Source organism: Solirubrobacter deserti (assembly GCF_027587175.1).
Classification (GTDB): Bacteria; Actinomycetota; Thermoleophilia; order Solirubrobacterales; family Solirubrobacteraceae; genus Solirubrobacter; species Solirubrobacter deserti.
In genome coordinates this window covers 1-16,068 of record NZ_JAPCID010000072.1, presented here as the reverse complement: position 1 = coordinate 16,068, position 16,068 = coordinate 1, and the positions used below count along the sequence as shown (strand labels likewise).

Sequence of the window (16,068 nt, the reverse complement as noted above, 5' to 3'; positions counted from 1 at the left end):
GCGCGTGCCGGTATTGCCCGGCGGGCTCGCTTAAAGAGGGGCGCCGCGGCGCCCGGAGGAGAGGGAGTTCCGGGCGCCGCGGCGTTGAGGGTTGTCCACGCCCAGGAGAGGGGTTAGGGCGTGTACGCCGTCGTGGCCAGGAGGGTCGGGAGGGTGTCGGCCACGACGTTGATCACGAGAGCCATGTTGGAGCCCTTTCTCAAGGAAGCGGTAAGTCGACCCTCAAATGTCCTTAAGGGCTTCCCCAGCCGCTCATTAAGCGACCGGGGTGCGGCTAGCTCGAGTATCAAGACGGAACGGTTGCGTTTCGTATCAACGCGGCGTATCGTCGTCGTTATGAAACGGAACAGTCTCGATTCGTTGAACCCGCGCCGCTGGTGGACGCTGGCGGTCCTGTGCTTGTCGCTGCTGGTGATCGGGCTCGACAACACGATCCTCAACGTCGCGCTGCCCACGCTCCAGCGCGACCTGGACGCGACCTCCTCGCAGCTGCAATGGATCGTCGACGTCTACATGCTCGTCTTCGCCGGCGTGCTGCTCACCGCCGGCTCGCTCGGCGACCGCTTCGGCCGCAAGCGCGCGCTCACGCTCGGCCTGATCGTCTTCGGCGCCGGTTCACTCGGCTCCGCGCTGGCCACCTCGCCGGACCTGTTGATCGTGATGCGGGCGATCATGGGCGTCGGCGGCGCGTTCATCATGCCGTCCACGCTCTCGATCCTCGTCGCCACGTTCCCCGCGCACGAGCGCGCGAAGGCGATCGGCATCTGGGCCGGGGTCTCCGGCCTGGGCATCGCGATCGGTCCGGTGGCGGGCGGCTGGCTGATCGAGCGCGCCGACTGGGCGTGGATCTTCCTCGTCAACGTCCCGATCGTGCTCGGCGCGCTCGTCGCGGGCCGCTGGCTGGTGCCCGAGAGCCGTGACGAGAGTGCGCCGCGCCTGGACCTGCGCGGCTTCACACTCTCCTTCGCCGCGCTCACGACGCTGATCTGGGGCCTGATCGAGGCGCCCGCGCGCGGCTGGACCGACGGCCTCGTGCTCGGCGCCTTCGCGGTCGCGCTCGCGGTCGGCGCCGCGTTCGTGGCGTGGGAGCGCCGCGCGCCGGCCCCGATGCTCGACGTCGCGCTCTTCCGCAATCCGCGCTTCACCGCGTCCAGCGCCGCCATCTCGCTCGCGTTCTTCGCGCTGTTCGGGATGATCTTCTTCCTGACGCAGTACATGCAGCTGGTCAAGGGCTACGACGCGCTCGACGCCGGCATCAAGACGCTGCCGGTCGCCGCGGGGCTCGTGTTCGCCGGGCCGTCCTCGACCAAGCTCGCGGAGCGGATCGGTCTGCGTGCCGTGGTCCCGCTCGGGCTCGTGTTCGTCGCGGCCGGCATGTTCCTGATCTCGCTGGCCGACGCGAGCTCCTCCTACGGGCTGATCGCGGCCGCGCTGGTGCTGCTCGGCTACGGCATCGGGACGGCGATGGCGCCCGCGACCGACGCGATCATGAGCGTGCTGCCCGAGGCCAAGATGAGCGTCGGATCGGCGATCAACGACACCACGCGCGTGGCGGGCGGCTCGCTGGGTGTCGCAGTGCTCGGCTCGCTGCTGGCCAGCGGCTACCGTGGAGACATGGAGTCTGCTCCCGAGGTGGCGCGCGACTCGCTCGCGGGCGCGCTCGCGACGGGCAACCCGCAGTTGATCGCAGCCGGCCAGAACGCGTTCATGGACGCGATGCAGACCGCAACGCTCGTCGCCGTGGGCGTCGCGCTCGCCGGCGCGCTGGTCGCGGCCGTGTTCCTGCCGCGTGAGCGCCGCGGCCGGGTCGGCGAGGTCGTGCCGGCTTGAGCGACGTCGAGACGCGCCCTCCGGGAAGGCCTCGCTCCGCCGAGGCGGACGAGGCCATCCTGCAGGCCGCGCTCGAGCTGCTGGCCGAGGACGGCTATCGCGCGCTGACGATGGAGCGCGTGCGGGAGCGCTCCGGCGTCGGCAAGGCGACGATCTACCGCCGCTACGGCTCCAAGGAGGAGCTCGTGCGCGCGGCGATCGCGCACCTGAACTCGGACATCCCGCTGCCCGACGACACGGGCTCGCTGCAGGGCGACTTCGCCGCCACGGCGCAGAACGTGCTCGCGGGAGCGGCGCGTACGGGCGCGCTCTCGCTGATGCCGCGGCTGCTCTCGGAAGTGGTCGGCGAGCCGGAGATGCACGCGCTGTTCCACGAGCACCTGGTCGAGCCGCGCCGGCGTGTGGTGCGGGGGATCGTCGAGCGGGCGAAGGCGCGCGGGGAGATTCGCGCCGACGTGGACACCGAGGTCGCGGTCGACCTGATGGTCGGCCCGTTCATCTACCGCCTGATCATCTGCGGGGGGCACGAAGAAGGGCTCGGCGACCCCGTCGAGCTGCTCGGAACGGTGATGGCCGGGCTCAGCCCACGGGCTTGATCTCGACTCGGCCGCCGTGGCCGACGCCGAGCGTGTACCGGCCCGCGAGCAGCGCCAGCAGCTCCTCGCCCACGAGCTCCCGCCGCCAGCCGCGCAGCGTGCGGACGTCCGGCTCGGGCTGGTTGCGGCGGGCGGCGACGACGATCGGCGAGAGGTCCGCGCGCGCCGCGATCAGCTCGTAGGCCAGCCCGGCCTCCTGCGCGCGTGAGCGCACCAGCGACTCGGCGAGCGCGATCGTCGGCCCGTCGACGGCCTCGGTGGGCGAGCGGTCGCCCTCCTCGAGCTGGATCGGCTCGGCCTCCTTGCCGGCCGCGATGGCCGCGATCAGGTCGTCCCCGCGCCGGCGCACGACGTCGGGTGTGATGCCGCGGATCTGGGCCAGGTCGCGGCGGCCGGACGGTTGGCGCTTGGCCAGCTCGACCACGGTCGGGTCGCGTACGACGGCGCCGACCGGGCGGTCCTCGGCCGCGGCCGTCCGCTCACGCCAGCCCGCGATCGCCTGCGCGACCGCGCGCTCGCGCGGGTCCAGCCCGCTCACGCGCGGGAGCCGGCGCCAGACCTCCAGCGGGTCGCGCTCGTCGGTGGCCTCCGCGATGGCGACGCACTCCTCGCGAGCCCAATCCAGCCGGCCGCGCTCGGTCAACCGGGCCTGGATGTTGTCGGCCAGCGGCATCAGATGCTCGACGTCCCCGCGCGCGTACGCGATCTGCTCGTCGGTCAGCGGCCGCGCGTCCCAGCGCGTGAAGCTCGCCGTCTTGGGCAGGCGGATGCGCAGGACGTCGTGGAGCAGGCCGTTGTAGCCGGCCTGGGCGGAGAACCCGGCGAAGCCCGCGGCGACCTGGGTGTCGAAGACGTTGGTGAACGTCGTCTTCCACTCGCGTCGCAGGATCGCAACATCCTGGCGCCCGGCATGGAGCACGATCTCGATCGCCGGGTCGGCGAGCACCGCGGCCAAGGGCGCCGGGTTGAAGGTCGAGGTCAGCGGGTCGAGCACTTCGACGTGCTCACCCACCACGATCTGCACGAGGCAGAGCAGCGGCCGATAGCGGCCCTCGGGCATGAACTCCGTGTCCAGTCCCAGCCGTCCTTCCGCCTTCGCCATGTCGGCGAGGCGGTCCACCTCCGTCTGCGTCTGCTGCATGCTGGCGCGACCCTACCCGGCCCCGCGGAGCGTGTGTGTCAGTTTCCGATCAACACCGGGGAGCCCACCGGCACCCGGTCATAGAGGTCGATCACGTCCGGGACGGTCATGCGAATGCAGCCGTGCGAGGCGCGCGAGCCGATCGAGCCCGGGGCACCCGTGCCGTGGATGCCCACGCCGCCGACGATGCCCATCCAGCGCGCCTTCAGGGGATTCTCGGCCGAGCCGCCCGGCACGACCTCGTTGCGGTACGCGCCGGCCCACGGCGAGTCAGGCGCCGTCCAGGCCGGGTTGACGGCCTTGTTGGCGATCGTGTAGCGGCCCGTCGGCGTCGAATAACCTGGCGCGCCGACAGCCACCCCGTAGGTCTTGGAGAGCTTCAGGTTCTTGAACAGGCGCAGCTTGAAGTTCCCGCGGTCGATCGTGAGGATCGTCCCGTAGGCCTTGGCCAGGCTGCCGGTCGTGATCTTCGGCTTGACGGCCACGGGCTCCGGGCGCAGCTTGCGGTTGGCGGCCGGGTCGCTCAGCGTCGCGATGACCGCCGCCTCGAGCGCCTTCTTGTCGACCGTGCGCCCGTCGCGGTGCTCGATCCGGTCGATCTTCGTGAGCTTGATGTCCACGCGCGCGTCCCGCGGGGCGGTCGCGATGCCCTTCTCGACCTTGTCGACGTAGGTCCGGACCTTGGCCACCTTGAACTTCACGTACAGCGGCACGTTGACCGGGGCGCCGGCGGCGGTGCGGCCGGCATTGAGCGCGCGCCGCGCCGTCTTTGCCGCGTCGAACTTGAAGTCCACGTCCTTCGTGCGCAGCAGGAAGCGCCGCCCGGCGACGCGCGTGGACAGCGGGCTGTTGATCGTGGTCGTGAACGTGAACGCGATCCGGTTGGCGGCCTCGGGCAGCGTCAGGTTCGACACGTCGATGCCGGCGGCGGTGACGCCGGCCGGGATGCGCGGCTCTTGCGCCGACGCCGTCGGAGCGAGCAGAAGGAACGAGGCGAAGGTCAGCAGCAGAGCACGGCGCATGGCGGGAAAGCCTAGCCGTCCCCGAAACGCTGCAACTTATCTGCCGAACGGCAGCAGGAGCTCGACCAGACGGCCGGTGGCCTCGAGCTGCGGCTGGTGGCCGCAACCCTCGATCAGCTCCACCTGCGTGGTGGGCAGCGAGTCCAGCGCCATGCGGGCGTCGCTGTGCGGCAGCATGCGGTCGTAGGCGCCCCACACGAGCAGCACCGGGCAGCGGATGCCGACCAGGTCGAACGGCGCGTTGAGCAGCTCAGGCGCGAGCTCGCGCCCGGACTCCAGCAGTGCGGCGACGTCCGCCCGCGTGTCGCCGCTGCGCCCGAAGGCGTCCACGACGGCGCGCTGCGCGTCGCTGAAGGCCAGCGGCCGGTGCGCGCCCTTGTGGGCCCGGCGCACGATCTCGCCCGGCACGGGCACCGGCAGCGAGAGCAGCCGGCGGACGATCGGGTCCTCCTCGATCGGGTCAAACCAGGACGGCACCTCGAGCCCGTCCGGGGAGACCGGGACGACGCCCGCCAGCTTGAGCTCGCCCGGGTGCTCGGCCAGGCGCAGCGCCAGGCAGCCACCGAGCGATGCGCCCGCGATCACGACGGGCTCGCTTCCGGCCCAGGCCGTGACGAGCTCGGCGGCGAACGCGTCCAGCTGCGGGAGCACGGCGCCGGGCTCGAGCGGCGTCGCCTCGCCGAAGCCGGGGAGGTCGACGGCGATCGCGCGCCGCCCGCGCGCGGCGAGCGCGCTCAGCAGCGGGCGCCAGGTGTCGGCGGAGTGGTTCCAGCCGTGCAGCAGGACGATGCCGGGGCCTTCCCCCGCCACCTCGAGCGCGCGCGTGACATGACCGGCCAACTCAACGCGGTGTTCGATGACGGAGGACATGTCCAGAGGCATACCCGCTCATCGGCACTCGATGACACGCCGTCAAAGCATGTGATCTATGTTGGACGAAATGAGCGAAGCGGACGAGCCTGCCGCCCCGCCCGCCTCGCTGCTGGAGCGACTGCGGGCCGACCCGGTCCGTGCCCCGGAACACGTGGCGCTGGCGGCCGCCGACGCGTTCGGCCCGCCCGCCGCCACCTGGGCGCATCGCCAGCGCAACGTCATGGGCCTGCACCCGATCGCGATGGGAGAGATGGCGCGCAAACGCCATGCCAATCTGGCTTCGGCGGAGGGTGCCGCGGCCGGAATCGGCGGAATCGTCACGATCGTCCCGGACCTGGTCGCGCTCGCCTGGCTGCAGTCGCGCATGGTCTTCTTCATCGCGGGCGCGTACGGGTGGGACCCGCGCGACCCGATGCGTCCGGCCGAGCTGCTGGCGCTCACCGGGCTCTACAGCGATCCTGCGGGTGCGCGGCGGGCGCTGGACGGCGCGGCAGAGGTGAGCGTCGCCGAGCACTGGGTCGGCTCCAAGCTCCAGCGCGACGAGGCGCTCGCGTCCAAGCTGCTGAAGATGGTCGGCAAGAGCGGGGCCAAGAAGGTCGCGGGCAAGCTCATCCCCGGCTTCGCGATCGCCTTCAGCGCCGTGTCCAACCGGCGCGACACGAACCGCCTGGGCAAGCGCGCCGTCGACTTCTATGGGCAGTCCGTCAGACCGGAACTGCCGCCCCGTTGATCGCGGCCGAGGCGTCGTCGCACAGGAACGCGACGGTCCTCGCGATGCGCTCCGGCGGGATGAGCTTGTGGTGCTGCTCGGCCGGCATCGACTCGCGGTTGGCCGGTGTGTCGATCATCGTCGGGAGGATGACGTTGGCGCGGACGTTCTCCGCCTCCTTGGCGACGGCCTGCGTGAACGCGATCACGGCCGCCTTGCTCGCGGAGTAGCCCGCGGAGCCCTTGAACGGGTTCAGCGCGGTCGCGGAGCTCGTGCACACGATCGCGCCGCCGCTGGCCTTCAGGCGCGGGAGCGCGGCCTGGGTGACCAGGTAGGTCGGGCGCAGGTTGAGCGTGAACATGCGCTCGAAGTCCTGCAGCGGCGTCGTCTCCACCGGCTGCCCGGCCGCGAACCCGCCGACCAGGTTCACCACCGCCTTCAGCGGATCCTGCGCGGTGCGGAGCGTGCGGGCGACGTCGTCGGGGTCGGTGAGGTCGGCGACGACCGTGGTGACGTGCTCACCGAGATCCGTCTCGGTCGTGACCGGGACGACCACGTCCCAGCCGTCCTCGACGAGCGCGGCGACCACCGAGCGGCCGAGGCCGCCGGCGCCTCCGGTGACAAGCGCGGTGCGTGCGGGCATGGGGCGCGATGGTATTTCGTCCGACCGTGGACCTAGGGTTCACCGCACAGTGCGTGTCCGCGACCTCACACCCGGCCAGGAGATCGACCAGGTCCTGATGGTTCGGGCGAGCGACGCGCGACGCGTGGTCTTGGGCGACCGGACGGGAACGCTGGAGGCGGCGCCCTGCCCGATCGCGGCCGGTTCCTGCGTGCGCGTGGAGGGCACTGTGGAGCCGCGCGGGCGCCTGCACGTGCGCTCGGTGCGGGACGCGGAGGCCGGCGAGTACGACCTGGACGACCTGCTGGACGGTCCGCGCATCCCCGTGGACCGGATGGAGGCCGACCTGCGCACGCTGATCGGCACGATCCAGTGCGTCCACCTGCGCGCGCTGCTGGAAGCCGTGTTCGGGCCGGGCACGGAGACCTGGGAGCGCTTCCGCGAGGCCCCGGCCGCCAAGCGCTTTCACCAGGCCTACCGGCACGGGCTGCTCGAGCACTCGTTGACGGTCGCGCAGGGCGTGTCCGCGATCAGCGCGACCTTCGGCGGCGTGGACCGCGACGTCGCCGTCACCGGCGCGCTGCTGCACGACATCGGCAAGCTCGACGCCTACACGAGCGACCCGCTGGCCATCGACATGACCGACCTGGGCAAGCTCCAGGGCGAGATCCCGCTCGGCTACTACCGCGTGCGCCGGATCATCGAGGACCTGCCGGACTTCCCGTCTGAGCTCGCCGTCGCCGTGCTCCACATCATCCTCAGCCACCACGGCCAGCTCGAGCACGGCTCGCCGGTCGTCCCGTGCACGCGCGAGGCGACGCTCGTGCACATGCTCGACAACCTCGGCGGCCGGCTCGGCTCGTTCGACCGGCTCGAGAAGGAGCTCCCCGAGGGCTCCGCGTGGTCGGGCTACGACCGCGCGCTCGGCGGCGGCGCCTGGTTCGCCTCGCGCGCTGCCTGAGGGTTTGGTGAGCCCTCTATAGAATTCCGATCTCGCTCGAGTCGCCGACCATGAAGCGGTAGGCGCGCGGCTGGGACTGGCCGCGGCTGATCGTCACGTCGCGACCGAGCAGGCTGGACTCCATGCGGCCCTGGAGGCCGGAGACCGAGGAGTTCTCGAGCAGGATCGAGTGCTCGACCTCGGACGAGTCGATCGTGCAGTGGCGACCGACCGCGGTGTACGGGCCGACGTAGGCGTCCACCAGCCGGGCGCCGGCGCCGATGATCGCGGGGCCGCGGACCGTGCTGCGCTCGAGCACGGCGCCCGCCTCGACGACCACGCGGCCCTCGATCTGGGAGTCGATCAGCTCGCCGTCGACCTTCTGGATGACGGTCTCGAGGATCAAGCGGTTGGCCTCGAGCATGTCCGCGAGGCGGCCGGTGTCCTTCCACCAGCCACGGACGACGTGCGACTCGACCGGCGCGCCGGCGTCGACGAGCCACTGGATCGCGTCGGTGATCTCGAGCTCGCCGCGGCCGGACGGCTGGATCGACTTCGCGGCCTCGTGGATGCGCGGCGTGAACATGTACACGCCGACGAGCGCGAGATCGGTCGCGGGCTCGGCCGGCTTCTCGACCAGGCGTGTGACGCCGCCGGTCGCGTCGAGCTCCGCGACGCCGTAGTTCTGCGGGTCCGGCACCTTCGTGAGCAGGATCAGCGCCTCGGGCTGGTTCGTGCGGAAGTTCGCGACGAGCTCCTCGATCCCGCCCTGCAGCAGGTTGTCGCCGAGGTACATGACGAACGGGTCGGTGCCGAGGAACGGCTCCGCGGTCAGCACCGCGTGCGCGAGCCCCAGCGGCTCGGACTGCGGGATGTACGTGATCTCGACGCCGAACTGCGAGCCGTCGCCGGCGGTCGCGCGGATCTCATCGCCGGTCTCCGGCGCGATGATGATCCCGACCTCGCGAATGCCCGCGGCCGCCATCGCCTCGATCCCGTAGAACAGGACCGGCTTGTTCGCGACGGGAACGAGCTGCTTCGCCGACGTGTAGGTGATCGGGCGCAGGCGCGTGCCTTTGCCGCCCGAGAGGATCAGGCCTTTGAGCTGCTCCATGGCAGCGGCAGGCTAGCGTGGCGGACCGTCTGGACGGCGCCCCAGACCACCAGGGCGAGCAGCGGCGTGAGCGCGAGCCGGTAGTCCAGATGGACCGAGACCAGGAGCCCGATCGCCGCCTGGCCGACGATCGCGGCCCCGAAGCCACCGATGTTCACCATGCCGGACGCGCTGCCTCCGCCCTCCCGCGCGAGCGTGAAGGCGAGCATCGAGCCGGCGCCCGCGAAGCCCGACAGGGCGAGCACCGCGGCGATCAGCGCCAGCGGCGGATGGCCGCCGGGCCAGCCGAGCATCGTCGCCAGGCCGGCCGCCGTCGTGACGGCGATGGCCGCGGCGAGCGTCGGGACGGCGTGCGGGATGCGGCCCGCGACCGCGCCGAGCACCGGCGCGGAGACGCCGAAGGTGATCACCGCGGCCGCCAGCATCGCCGCGGCCGTGCCGGGCGCGACGCCCTGCCCCTCGACGAGGTACGGGTACGCCCACAGGCCCGTGAGCGTGACGAACGGGGCGTTGAGCGCGAAGTGCACCCACAACCCGTGCCGGGTGGCCGGTGACCGCCACGCCTTGCGCAGCGCGGGCACGATCGGCGGGTGCTCCGGCGCGACCGTCCGGATGCGCTCGGCGAGCGTCGTCGGGACCGGCGCGGGCTCCGGGTCCCGCGGGCGGTCCTGGATGCGGCTGACGGCGAGGTAGGCGAGCGCGGCGGTGAGGACGCCGCTGGCGGCGAACGTCGGCGTCCAGCCAAGTCCCGAGAGCGCGGCGGAGAGCGGCGCGGTGGAGAGCAGCTGGCCGAACGCGCCGCACGCGGCCGTCAGCGCCGCGGCGAGCGCGTAGCGGCGCGGCGGCAGCCAGTGCGCCGCGACCCGCAGGACGTTGAGGAACATGCAGGCGTCCCCGATGCCGACCAGCGCTCGGCCCGCGATCGCGGGCCCGATCGACGGGCTGACCGCGAACAGCAGTTCCCCGACGCCCATCGCCACCAGGCCCAGCGTGAGGCTCCGGCGCGGGCCGATGCGGTCGGCGAGCAGGCCCGCCGGGATCTGCATCGCGAGGTAGAAGCCGAGCTGCACGGTCGACAGCAGCGCGATCGTCCCCGCGGCCACGCCGAACCGCTCCGCCGCGTCCAGCGACGCGACGCCCAGGCTCATCCGATGGAAGATCGCAACGAGATAGAACGCCGCGGCCAAGGCCCACATCCGCCACGCCGTCGTCATGCGCGCGCATGGTATCCAACATGTATGCATGATGTGTGCGAGTCGGACACATAGGCTTCACATGTGTCCGCCTCCGAGCGCGCCTACCAGGACGTCAAGGCCCGCATCCTCGACGGCTCGCTGCCCGGCGGAGACCTGATCAGCGAGGGCGAGATCGCGGAAGCGCTGGGCATGAGCCGTACGCCGGTGCGCGCCGCCTTCGGCCAGCTCGAGGCCGAGGGCCTGCTCCGGCTCTACCCGAAGCGCGGCGCGCTGGTGGTGCCGGTCTCGGCATCAGAGACCGAGGCCGTGATGGAGACGCGCTGGGTGATCGAGCGCTACGCGATCGAGCGCGTGATCGAGCGCCCGGGCGACGTGCCGGCGCGGCTGGCCGAGTCGGTCGCGACGCAGGAGGGGCTCGAGGGCGCGGACTTCGTCGAGGCCGACCGCGCGTTCCACCGCACGCTGGTCGCGGGGACCGGCAACGAGATCCTGTTGGGCCTCTACGACTCGCTGCGCGACCGCCAGCGCCGGATGGCGCACGCGACGGCTCGCCGAGCGGAGATCCGCGAGCGCACGATGCGCGAGCACGGCGAATTGGCGGACGCGATCGCCGCGGGCAACAGCGCGCTCGCGCTGCAGACGTTGCGGCTGCACCTCGACAACGCGCTCGACACCATCCGGGGCCGCTGACGCGCGAGCGTTCAGAAACCCGGCGAGAGCGCGGGTGAGTGAACGCTCGCGTGGCTAGCCGGCGAGCTTGCGGTGGTCGAACGAGGCCACTGACTCGACGCGGAACCGCAGGGCCACCCGCTTGGCGGCCACGCGATCCGACACCGGCGACCCGTCCCCGTACCGCGCGGACAACCCGTTCCCGACCTCGGCGATCACCGAGGCGTCACGCACGATCTCCGCGCGCGCCTTGATCATCACGCCCCGCAGCTCGTGGTACTCGGACCCGGCCTCGACCTGCAGCGTGCACCGCTCGTCCCGCTCGAGGTTGCGCACCTTCTGCGACTTGCCGTAGGTCCAGCCCCAGCACTCGCCGTCTCGGACCACATACCACAGCGGCATCAGGTGCGGCCACCCGTCCTGCCCCAGCGTCGCCACCGTCAGCACCCGTTCGGACGCCAAGAACGCGAGCACCTCGTCCGAGGACATCGCGATCTCGGCGCGGCGGGAGCTCACGTCGCGCGGGCGATCAGGCCTTCGGCGGCCACCAGGACCGCCTCGCGGGCGTCGGCGGGCTCGAGCACGACGGCGTCGCCCGCTTCCTTCAAGACCTCGCGGACGAGGAAGTCCAGGCCCTTGAACGTGATCTCGACGACGATCTCGCCGCCCTCGAGCTCGGTCAGGACGTCGCGGCGCTCGCGCGCCCAGCGGGCCTGCTCGGCGTTGATCTTCACACGGGCAGAGCGCGAGCCGCCGATCCGGCCCGTGCGCGGCCAGCCGCCGATGTCCGCGGCGGGGTTCAGGCCCTCACGCGGCTCGAAGGTCCGCTCCTCGACCTGCGCGGACTTGATGCGGTCCAGCCGGAAGTGGCGCAGCGACTCGTTCTTGAGGTCCCAGGCGGCCACGTACCAGCCCTCGCGCGAGTTGATGAGCGCGTAGGGCTCGACCGAGCGCTCGCTGTAGCGATCCGACGACGGGGTCCAGTACTCGAGCTGGAGCAGCCGGTTGTCGTGCATCGCGCGCTCGACGGTGTGCATGATCCCCTCGTCCACGCGCGGCGAGACGATGTGCAGCCCTTCCTCCACGGGGTCGAAGCCGAGCGCGTCGACGACCTTCTGACGCGCGCTCTGCAGGTCCGCGTGCACGACCTTCAGATGGTCGATGGCGGCGACCAGCGCGTTGCCCTCGATCGGGAGCAGCCGCGCGGGGCGGTCGAACGTGTCCGAGTAGGGCTCGACGTCCACCTCGATCTCGCCGGTGGGCGTCACCTCGGCGTAGATCACGTACGCGCCGCCACCGAAGTTCACGACGTTGAGCACCGCGATGTCCTCGCGCAGCTCCTGCGGGGAGACCTGGATCTGGTCGCACACGTCGCTCACCAGCAGCGTGTCGCGCTTGCGGCCCGCCGCGATCAGCACCGTGGCCAGCGTGACGAGCCGGGCAAAGCGCTCCGGGCGGATCGCCGCCTCGCTGCGCCCGCGGCCGTTGCTCTCGGCCGGCGGCGGCGCGGGCGCGGCGGGAGCCGCCACGACGGGTTCGGGCTCGCCGCGGTGCGCCTCGATGATGCGGTCCACGCGCGTGCGCGTCTCGTCCACCAACGCGGGCGGGCCGAGGATGCGCAGGCCGTACTCGAGCGCCCACGAGATCAGCAGCCGGTCGCTTCGGTAGGGCGTCTTGAAGACGTTGCCCTCGAACTCGCCGTACTCGCCGAACTGGCGCTGCACGTACCAGACCAGGTCCTCCGGGATCTCGACCTCGGCGACGCCGACCGGCTCGCCGAGCTGCCACGGGATCCGGTTCGCGTACCCGCGCGGGTCGAAGTCCTCCGGGCGCTGGAAGTCGTGCTCGGCCTTGGTCGCGTACGCCACCTTCCCGCGGATGCGCGAGAGCCGGAACACGCGCACGTCCTTGCGCTCGTGCGAGTAGCCGACCAGGTAGAACTGGCCGCCCTCGAACAGCAGGTGGTACGGGTCGACCTTGCGCGACTCGGTCGTGTCCCGCTCCATCGTGTGGTACTCGAACTCGATCCGCTTGCGACGGTAGATCGCGGTATCGATCTTCGCCAGCCGGGCGCTGACCTCACCGCCGCCGGCCGACGCCGTGATGCCGAGCCCGATCGTCTGGCGCGAGTCGCTGCCCAGCGGGGACGGGCGGCCCCACGTGATCTGCTGCAGCGCGAGCCGCAACGGCTCGGCGTAGGCGAACTCGCCGTCGAGCAGCGTGAGCGCCGTCTGCAGCGCGGCGCGCTCGGCGTCCGTGAACGCGATCGGCGGCAGGTGGAAGGCCTCGGGCGCGAGCGAGTAGTTCTCCTGCTCGGAGAAGCCGTCCGCGGGCTTGTCCACACTGAGGTGGATCCCGAGCGCGTCGAGCTCGGCGCGGTCCGCATAGAAACGTCGCGCGAAGGCGTCCTCGGTCATGTCCGAGTAGCCCTCCACGTCGCGCCGGATCTCCGTAGCCGTGACCGGTCGCCGCTCCGCCATCAAATACGAGATCAGCGACAGCTGGCGGATGAGCTTTTCCGTGTCCTTCGCCAAACTGCGCCACACCTTAGAGTGAGGCGCGAAGACGTATGCTGGCTTCCCGCGCTCTTTGCGCATTTCCGCATGCCGCTTCGCCTTGTGCTGATCGAGGATCACCAGGCCCTCCGTGAGGGCCTCGAGTTGCTGCTCGATCGCGCGGGCATCGACGTGGTGGCCTCGTCGGGCACCGCCGCCGAGGGCCGCGAGCTGATCGAGCGCCACAACCCGGACGTGGCGCTGGTGGACATCCGGCTCGGCGAGGAGTCCGGCATCGACCTCACCGCGCAGCTGATCGATGCCGACCCTGAGCGGCGCGTCGTGCTCTACACGGGCTCGAGCGAGATCGAACTGCTGATCAGCGGCCTGGACTCCGGCGCGCGCGGCTACGCGCTCAAGGACGGCACGCAGGAGGAGCTCACGACCGCGCTGCGCACGGTCGCCGACGGCGGCACGTACGTGGACCCGCGCCTGCATCCCGCCCTGCTGTCCCAGCGCGCGACGCAGAAGCAGAAGAGCCTGTCCAAGCGCGAGCGCGAGATCATGGACCTGCTCGCACAAGGCCTGACCGGTGAGCAAGTGGCGGAGCGGCTGTTCCTCTCACCTGAGACGATCAAGACCCACATCCGCAACGCCATGAACAAGCTGGAAGCCAACACGCGCGTCCACGCCATCGCGATCGCGCTCCGTGAGGGCTTCATTTGAGCGACGAGGACCTGGTGCTGGACGCCGAGGCGCGCCGCCGCCTCCGCCACGACCTGCGCACGCCGCTGACGATCGTCGCCGGTTTCGCGGAGGTGCTCGCCGGCGAGCGCAACATCTCTGAAGCCGACCGGCGCGAGTTCGCGCAGCGCATCCAGGACGCGGCGAACGAGCTCCGCGTGCTGCTGGACGACGTGCTCGAAGATTGACCGAGGGCGCTGCCGCCCCCTCGAGACTCCCCCCGCTCAGGCCGCGAGCTTCTGCCGCTGGCGCTCGGGCGTGATCTCGACCACGTTCCAGGCCAGCTTCATGCGCCGCATCGCGCGGATCACCCAGCCCGTCGGGTCCAGGTTGCGCTCCCACCACTTCAGGCCGTGGAAGGCCGAGCGCGGGAACGTGTGGTGGTTGTGGTGCCAGGACTCGCCCATCGAGAGCAGCGAGAGCCAGGCGACGTTGGTCGAGTGATCGTCGACGTCGAAGCGCCGGCGGCCGAAGAAGTGGCAGACCGAGTTGATCGACCACGTCACGTGGTGGACGAGGAAGATCCGCACGGGGCCACCCCACAGCGCGGCTTCGAACGCGCCGCGCCAGCTGCCGGTGAGCGCGAGGCCGAGCAGCCCCGGAACCGCGATCCCGACCAGCACCCAGAAGCCGAACGTCTTGTGGATGAGTTGCATGCCGCGGTCCTCGTAGAGGTCGCGCGCGTACTTGCTGTGCTCGCTCGTCCCGGAGTGGTCGAACAGCCAGCCCATGTGCGCGTACCAGAGGCCGGAGACCGCGCCCTTGAGGCCGTCGCCGTGGCCGTGGGGCGAGTGCGGGTCGCCCTCCTGGTCGGTGTGCGCGTGGTGCTTGCGGTGGTCGGCCACCCAGTTCATGACCGGGCCTTCGACCGCCACCGACCCGAGCGCGGCCAGGAAATATTCGACCGGTTTGTAGGTCGCGAACGAACGGTGCGTGAACAGCCGGTGGAACCCGAGCGTGACGCCCATGATCGTCACGACGTACATGAACGCCATGACCGCCAGCGACGTCCAGTCGACCAGCTTGTCCCACAGCAGGACGATCGCGACGATCACGCCGACAAACGGCAGGACGACGCCCGCCAGGTTCAGTACTCGATGGGTCCACGTCACAGTGGCAAGGTCTACCCGCCGGAGGGCCCTCGCTTCATGACCGGTCGCCACACTTACCGTCGCCCTTTTCTGTAGCCTCGTGACAAATGGCGACGCTCACCCCGCCGTCGGCGGACGCGCTGCGTGCGACGCTGCCCGATCTCGCGGACGACATCATCGCCGCGATCGCCCGTGAGGTGCCGGATTACGCCCGCGCGATGGAGGGCCGCTTCGGCGAGGTCGTGCGCTTCGGGGTCGAGGTCGCGCTCAACCGGTTCGTCGACGTGCTGGGCGGCGCGGCGCCCATTTCCGAGTCAAGCGCGCGTGACACGTACGTCCGGCTCGGCGCGGGCGAGTACCGGGCGGGCCGGACGCTCGACGCGCTGCTCGCCGCCTACCGCGTGGGCGCGAAGCGGGCGTGGCGGCGCTTCGTCGAGGCCGGCACGCGCGCGGGCTTCGCGCCCGACGCGCTGTACGACCTCGGCGAGGCGATGTTCGCCTACATCGACGAGATCTCCGCCGAGAGCGCCGCGGGCTTCGCGGAGGCGCAGTCGGAGGCGGCCGGCGAGTCGCAGCGAAGGCGCAGGGCGCTGGTGCGGCTGCTCGCCCAGGAGCCGCCCGCGGCCGAGGAGACCGTCCGCACGGCCGCGCAATCCGCGGGCTGGGCGCTCCCCCGCCGCGTGGCCGCGGTGGTGGTCGGCGAGGCCGAGCAGCCCGAGGCGACCGACGAGCTCGACAGCATGGCGGCGAGATTGGCGCGGCGGCTGGGCCCGGGCGCGGTGGGCGCGGCGGTCGGCGGACTCGCCGTGGTCATGCTCCCCGACCCGGAAGGTCCGGGGCGGAGAAGGACGCTGGAGACCGCGCTGGACGGGGCGCTGGCCGCGCTCGGCCCGGCGGTCGCGTGGCCGGAGGCGGCGACGTCGCTGCGCCGCGCCGCGGCGGCGTACCGGCTGGCCGCGCAGGGCCGGATCGGGGCTCTGCCCGCCGGGGCGGGCGGAGAAGGCGGCGCGGCGGGCGGACGCGGCG

The 16,068-nt window shown here is 71.6% G+C and carries 17 protein-coding genes; 8 read left to right on the top strand and 9 right to left on the bottom strand.

The features are described 5' to 3' along the window. Positions 1-336 precede the first annotated feature (336 nt). Both OJ962_RS31310 and OJ962_RS31305 read left to right on the top strand, forming a co-directional pair. Positions 337-1,830: an MFS transporter gene (locus tag OJ962_RS31310; protein WP_202954863.1), complete on the top strand. Its 1,494-nt coding sequence runs from the start codon at positions 337-339 to the stop codon at positions 1,828-1,830. Further along, complete coding sequence (locus OJ962_RS31305; RefSeq protein ID WP_202954862.1) at positions 1,827-2,426, top strand: TetR/AcrR family transcriptional regulator; 600 nt, start codon at positions 1,827-1,829, stop codon at positions 2,424-2,426. Before OJ962_RS31310 ends, OJ962_RS31305 begins: the two co-directional genes overlap by 4 nt. On the opposite strand, the gene OJ962_RS31300 is transcribed toward OJ962_RS31305, so the two are convergent. From OJ962_RS31300 to OJ962_RS31290, 3 genes are read right to left on the bottom strand one after another with little or no spacing between them, the layout of a single operon-like run. Next, on the bottom strand, positions 2,410-3,567 hold the full coding sequence (locus tag OJ962_RS31300) for a ribonuclease D (RefSeq protein WP_202954861.1): 1,158 nt from the start codon (positions 3,565-3,567) through the stop codon (positions 2,410-2,412). The two genes, OJ962_RS31305 and OJ962_RS31300, sit on opposite strands and share 17 nt — an antisense overlap. A gap of 38 nt (positions 3,568-3,605) precedes the next feature. Then, positions 3,606-4,589, bottom strand: coding sequence for a L,D-transpeptidase family protein (locus tag OJ962_RS31295; RefSeq protein ID WP_202954860.1), 984 nt, complete (start codon positions 4,587-4,589; stop codon positions 3,606-3,608). A gap of 36 nt (positions 4,590-4,625) precedes the next feature. Further along, positions 4,626-5,459, bottom strand: a complete 834-nt coding sequence (locus OJ962_RS31290) for an alpha/beta fold hydrolase (protein ID WP_202954859.1) — start codon at positions 5,457-5,459, stop codon at positions 4,626-4,628. Between the two features lie 70 nt (positions 5,460-5,529). Between OJ962_RS31290 and OJ962_RS31285 the strand changes: the two genes are divergently transcribed. Beyond that, on the top strand, positions 5,530-6,192 hold the full coding sequence (locus OJ962_RS31285) for an EcsC family protein (protein WP_202954858.1): 663 nt from the start codon (positions 5,530-5,532) through the stop codon (positions 6,190-6,192). On the opposite strand, the gene OJ962_RS31280 is transcribed toward OJ962_RS31285, so the two are convergent. Next, on the bottom strand, positions 6,167-6,814 hold the full coding sequence (locus OJ962_RS31280; protein ID WP_202954857.1) for an SDR family NAD(P)-dependent oxidoreductase: 648 nt from the start codon (positions 6,812-6,814) through the stop codon (positions 6,167-6,169). The genes OJ962_RS31285 and OJ962_RS31280 overlap by 26 nt on opposite strands. Positions 6,815-6,863: 49 nt before the next feature. On the opposite strand from OJ962_RS31280, the gene OJ962_RS31275 reads away from it, so the two are divergent. Further along, the gene (locus OJ962_RS31275) at positions 6,864-7,754 is read left to right on the top strand and encodes a 3'-5' exoribonuclease YhaM family protein (protein WP_202954856.1); all 891 of its coding nucleotides are present in this window, start codon (positions 6,864-6,866) and stop codon (positions 7,752-7,754) included. Between the two features lie 16 nt (positions 7,755-7,770). Here OJ962_RS31275 and OJ962_RS31270 read toward each other — a convergent pair whose 3' ends face one another. Further along, positions 7,771-8,847, bottom strand: coding sequence for a glucose-1-phosphate thymidylyltransferase (locus tag OJ962_RS31270; RefSeq protein WP_202954855.1), 1,077 nt, complete (start codon positions 8,845-8,847; stop codon positions 7,771-7,773). Beyond that, complete coding sequence (locus OJ962_RS31265) at positions 8,826-10,061, bottom strand: MFS transporter (RefSeq protein ID WP_202954854.1); 1,236 nt, start codon at positions 10,059-10,061, stop codon at positions 8,826-8,828. Before OJ962_RS31265 ends, OJ962_RS31270 begins: the two co-directional genes overlap by 22 nt. A 63-nt stretch (positions 10,062-10,124) precedes the next feature. On the opposite strand from OJ962_RS31265, the gene OJ962_RS31260 reads away from it, so the two are divergent. After that, positions 10,125-10,733 (top strand): GntR family transcriptional regulator, encoded by a 609-nt coding sequence (locus OJ962_RS31260; protein ID WP_202954853.1) that lies wholly within the window; start codon positions 10,125-10,127, stop codon positions 10,731-10,733. Between the two features lie 54 nt (positions 10,734-10,787). Here OJ962_RS31260 and OJ962_RS31255 read toward each other — a convergent pair whose 3' ends face one another. Further along, positions 10,788-11,228 carry a pyridoxamine 5'-phosphate oxidase family protein gene (locus OJ962_RS31255; RefSeq protein ID WP_270006847.1) on the bottom strand — a complete coding sequence of 147 codons (441 nt, stop codon included), beginning with the start codon at positions 11,226-11,228 and terminating at the stop codon, positions 10,788-10,790. Next, positions 11,225-13,246 (bottom strand): helix-turn-helix transcriptional regulator, encoded by a 2,022-nt coding sequence (locus OJ962_RS31250; protein WP_202954852.1) that lies wholly within the window; start codon positions 13,244-13,246, stop codon positions 11,225-11,227. The genes OJ962_RS31255 and OJ962_RS31250 overlap by 4 nt, the downstream gene beginning before the upstream one ends. A 69-nt stretch (positions 13,247-13,315) precedes the next feature. On the opposite strand from OJ962_RS31250, the gene OJ962_RS31245 reads away from it, so the two are divergent. Continuing rightward, positions 13,316-13,933, top strand: coding sequence for a response regulator (locus tag OJ962_RS31245; RefSeq protein ID WP_202954851.1), 618 nt, complete (start codon positions 13,316-13,318; stop codon positions 13,931-13,933). Then, positions 13,930-14,139 carry a histidine kinase dimerization/phospho-acceptor domain-containing protein gene (locus tag OJ962_RS31240; RefSeq protein WP_202954850.1) on the top strand — a complete coding sequence of 70 codons (210 nt, stop codon included), beginning with the start codon at positions 13,930-13,932 and terminating at the stop codon, positions 14,137-14,139. The genes OJ962_RS31245 and OJ962_RS31240 overlap by 4 nt, the downstream gene beginning before the upstream one ends. Before the next feature lie 36 nt (positions 14,140-14,175). Here OJ962_RS31240 and OJ962_RS31235 read toward each other — a convergent pair whose 3' ends face one another. Beyond that, a complete protein-coding gene (locus tag OJ962_RS31235) occupies positions 14,176-15,063 on the bottom strand; it encodes an acyl-CoA desaturase (RefSeq protein ID WP_202954849.1) in 888 nt (295 codons plus the stop codon). A gap of 86 nt (positions 15,064-15,149) precedes the next feature. On the opposite strand from OJ962_RS31235, the gene OJ962_RS31230 reads away from it, so the two are divergent. Continuing rightward, on the top strand, positions 15,150-16,068 hold a 919-nt coding region (locus tag OJ962_RS31230; RefSeq protein WP_270006846.1), incomplete at its 3' end, for a hypothetical protein.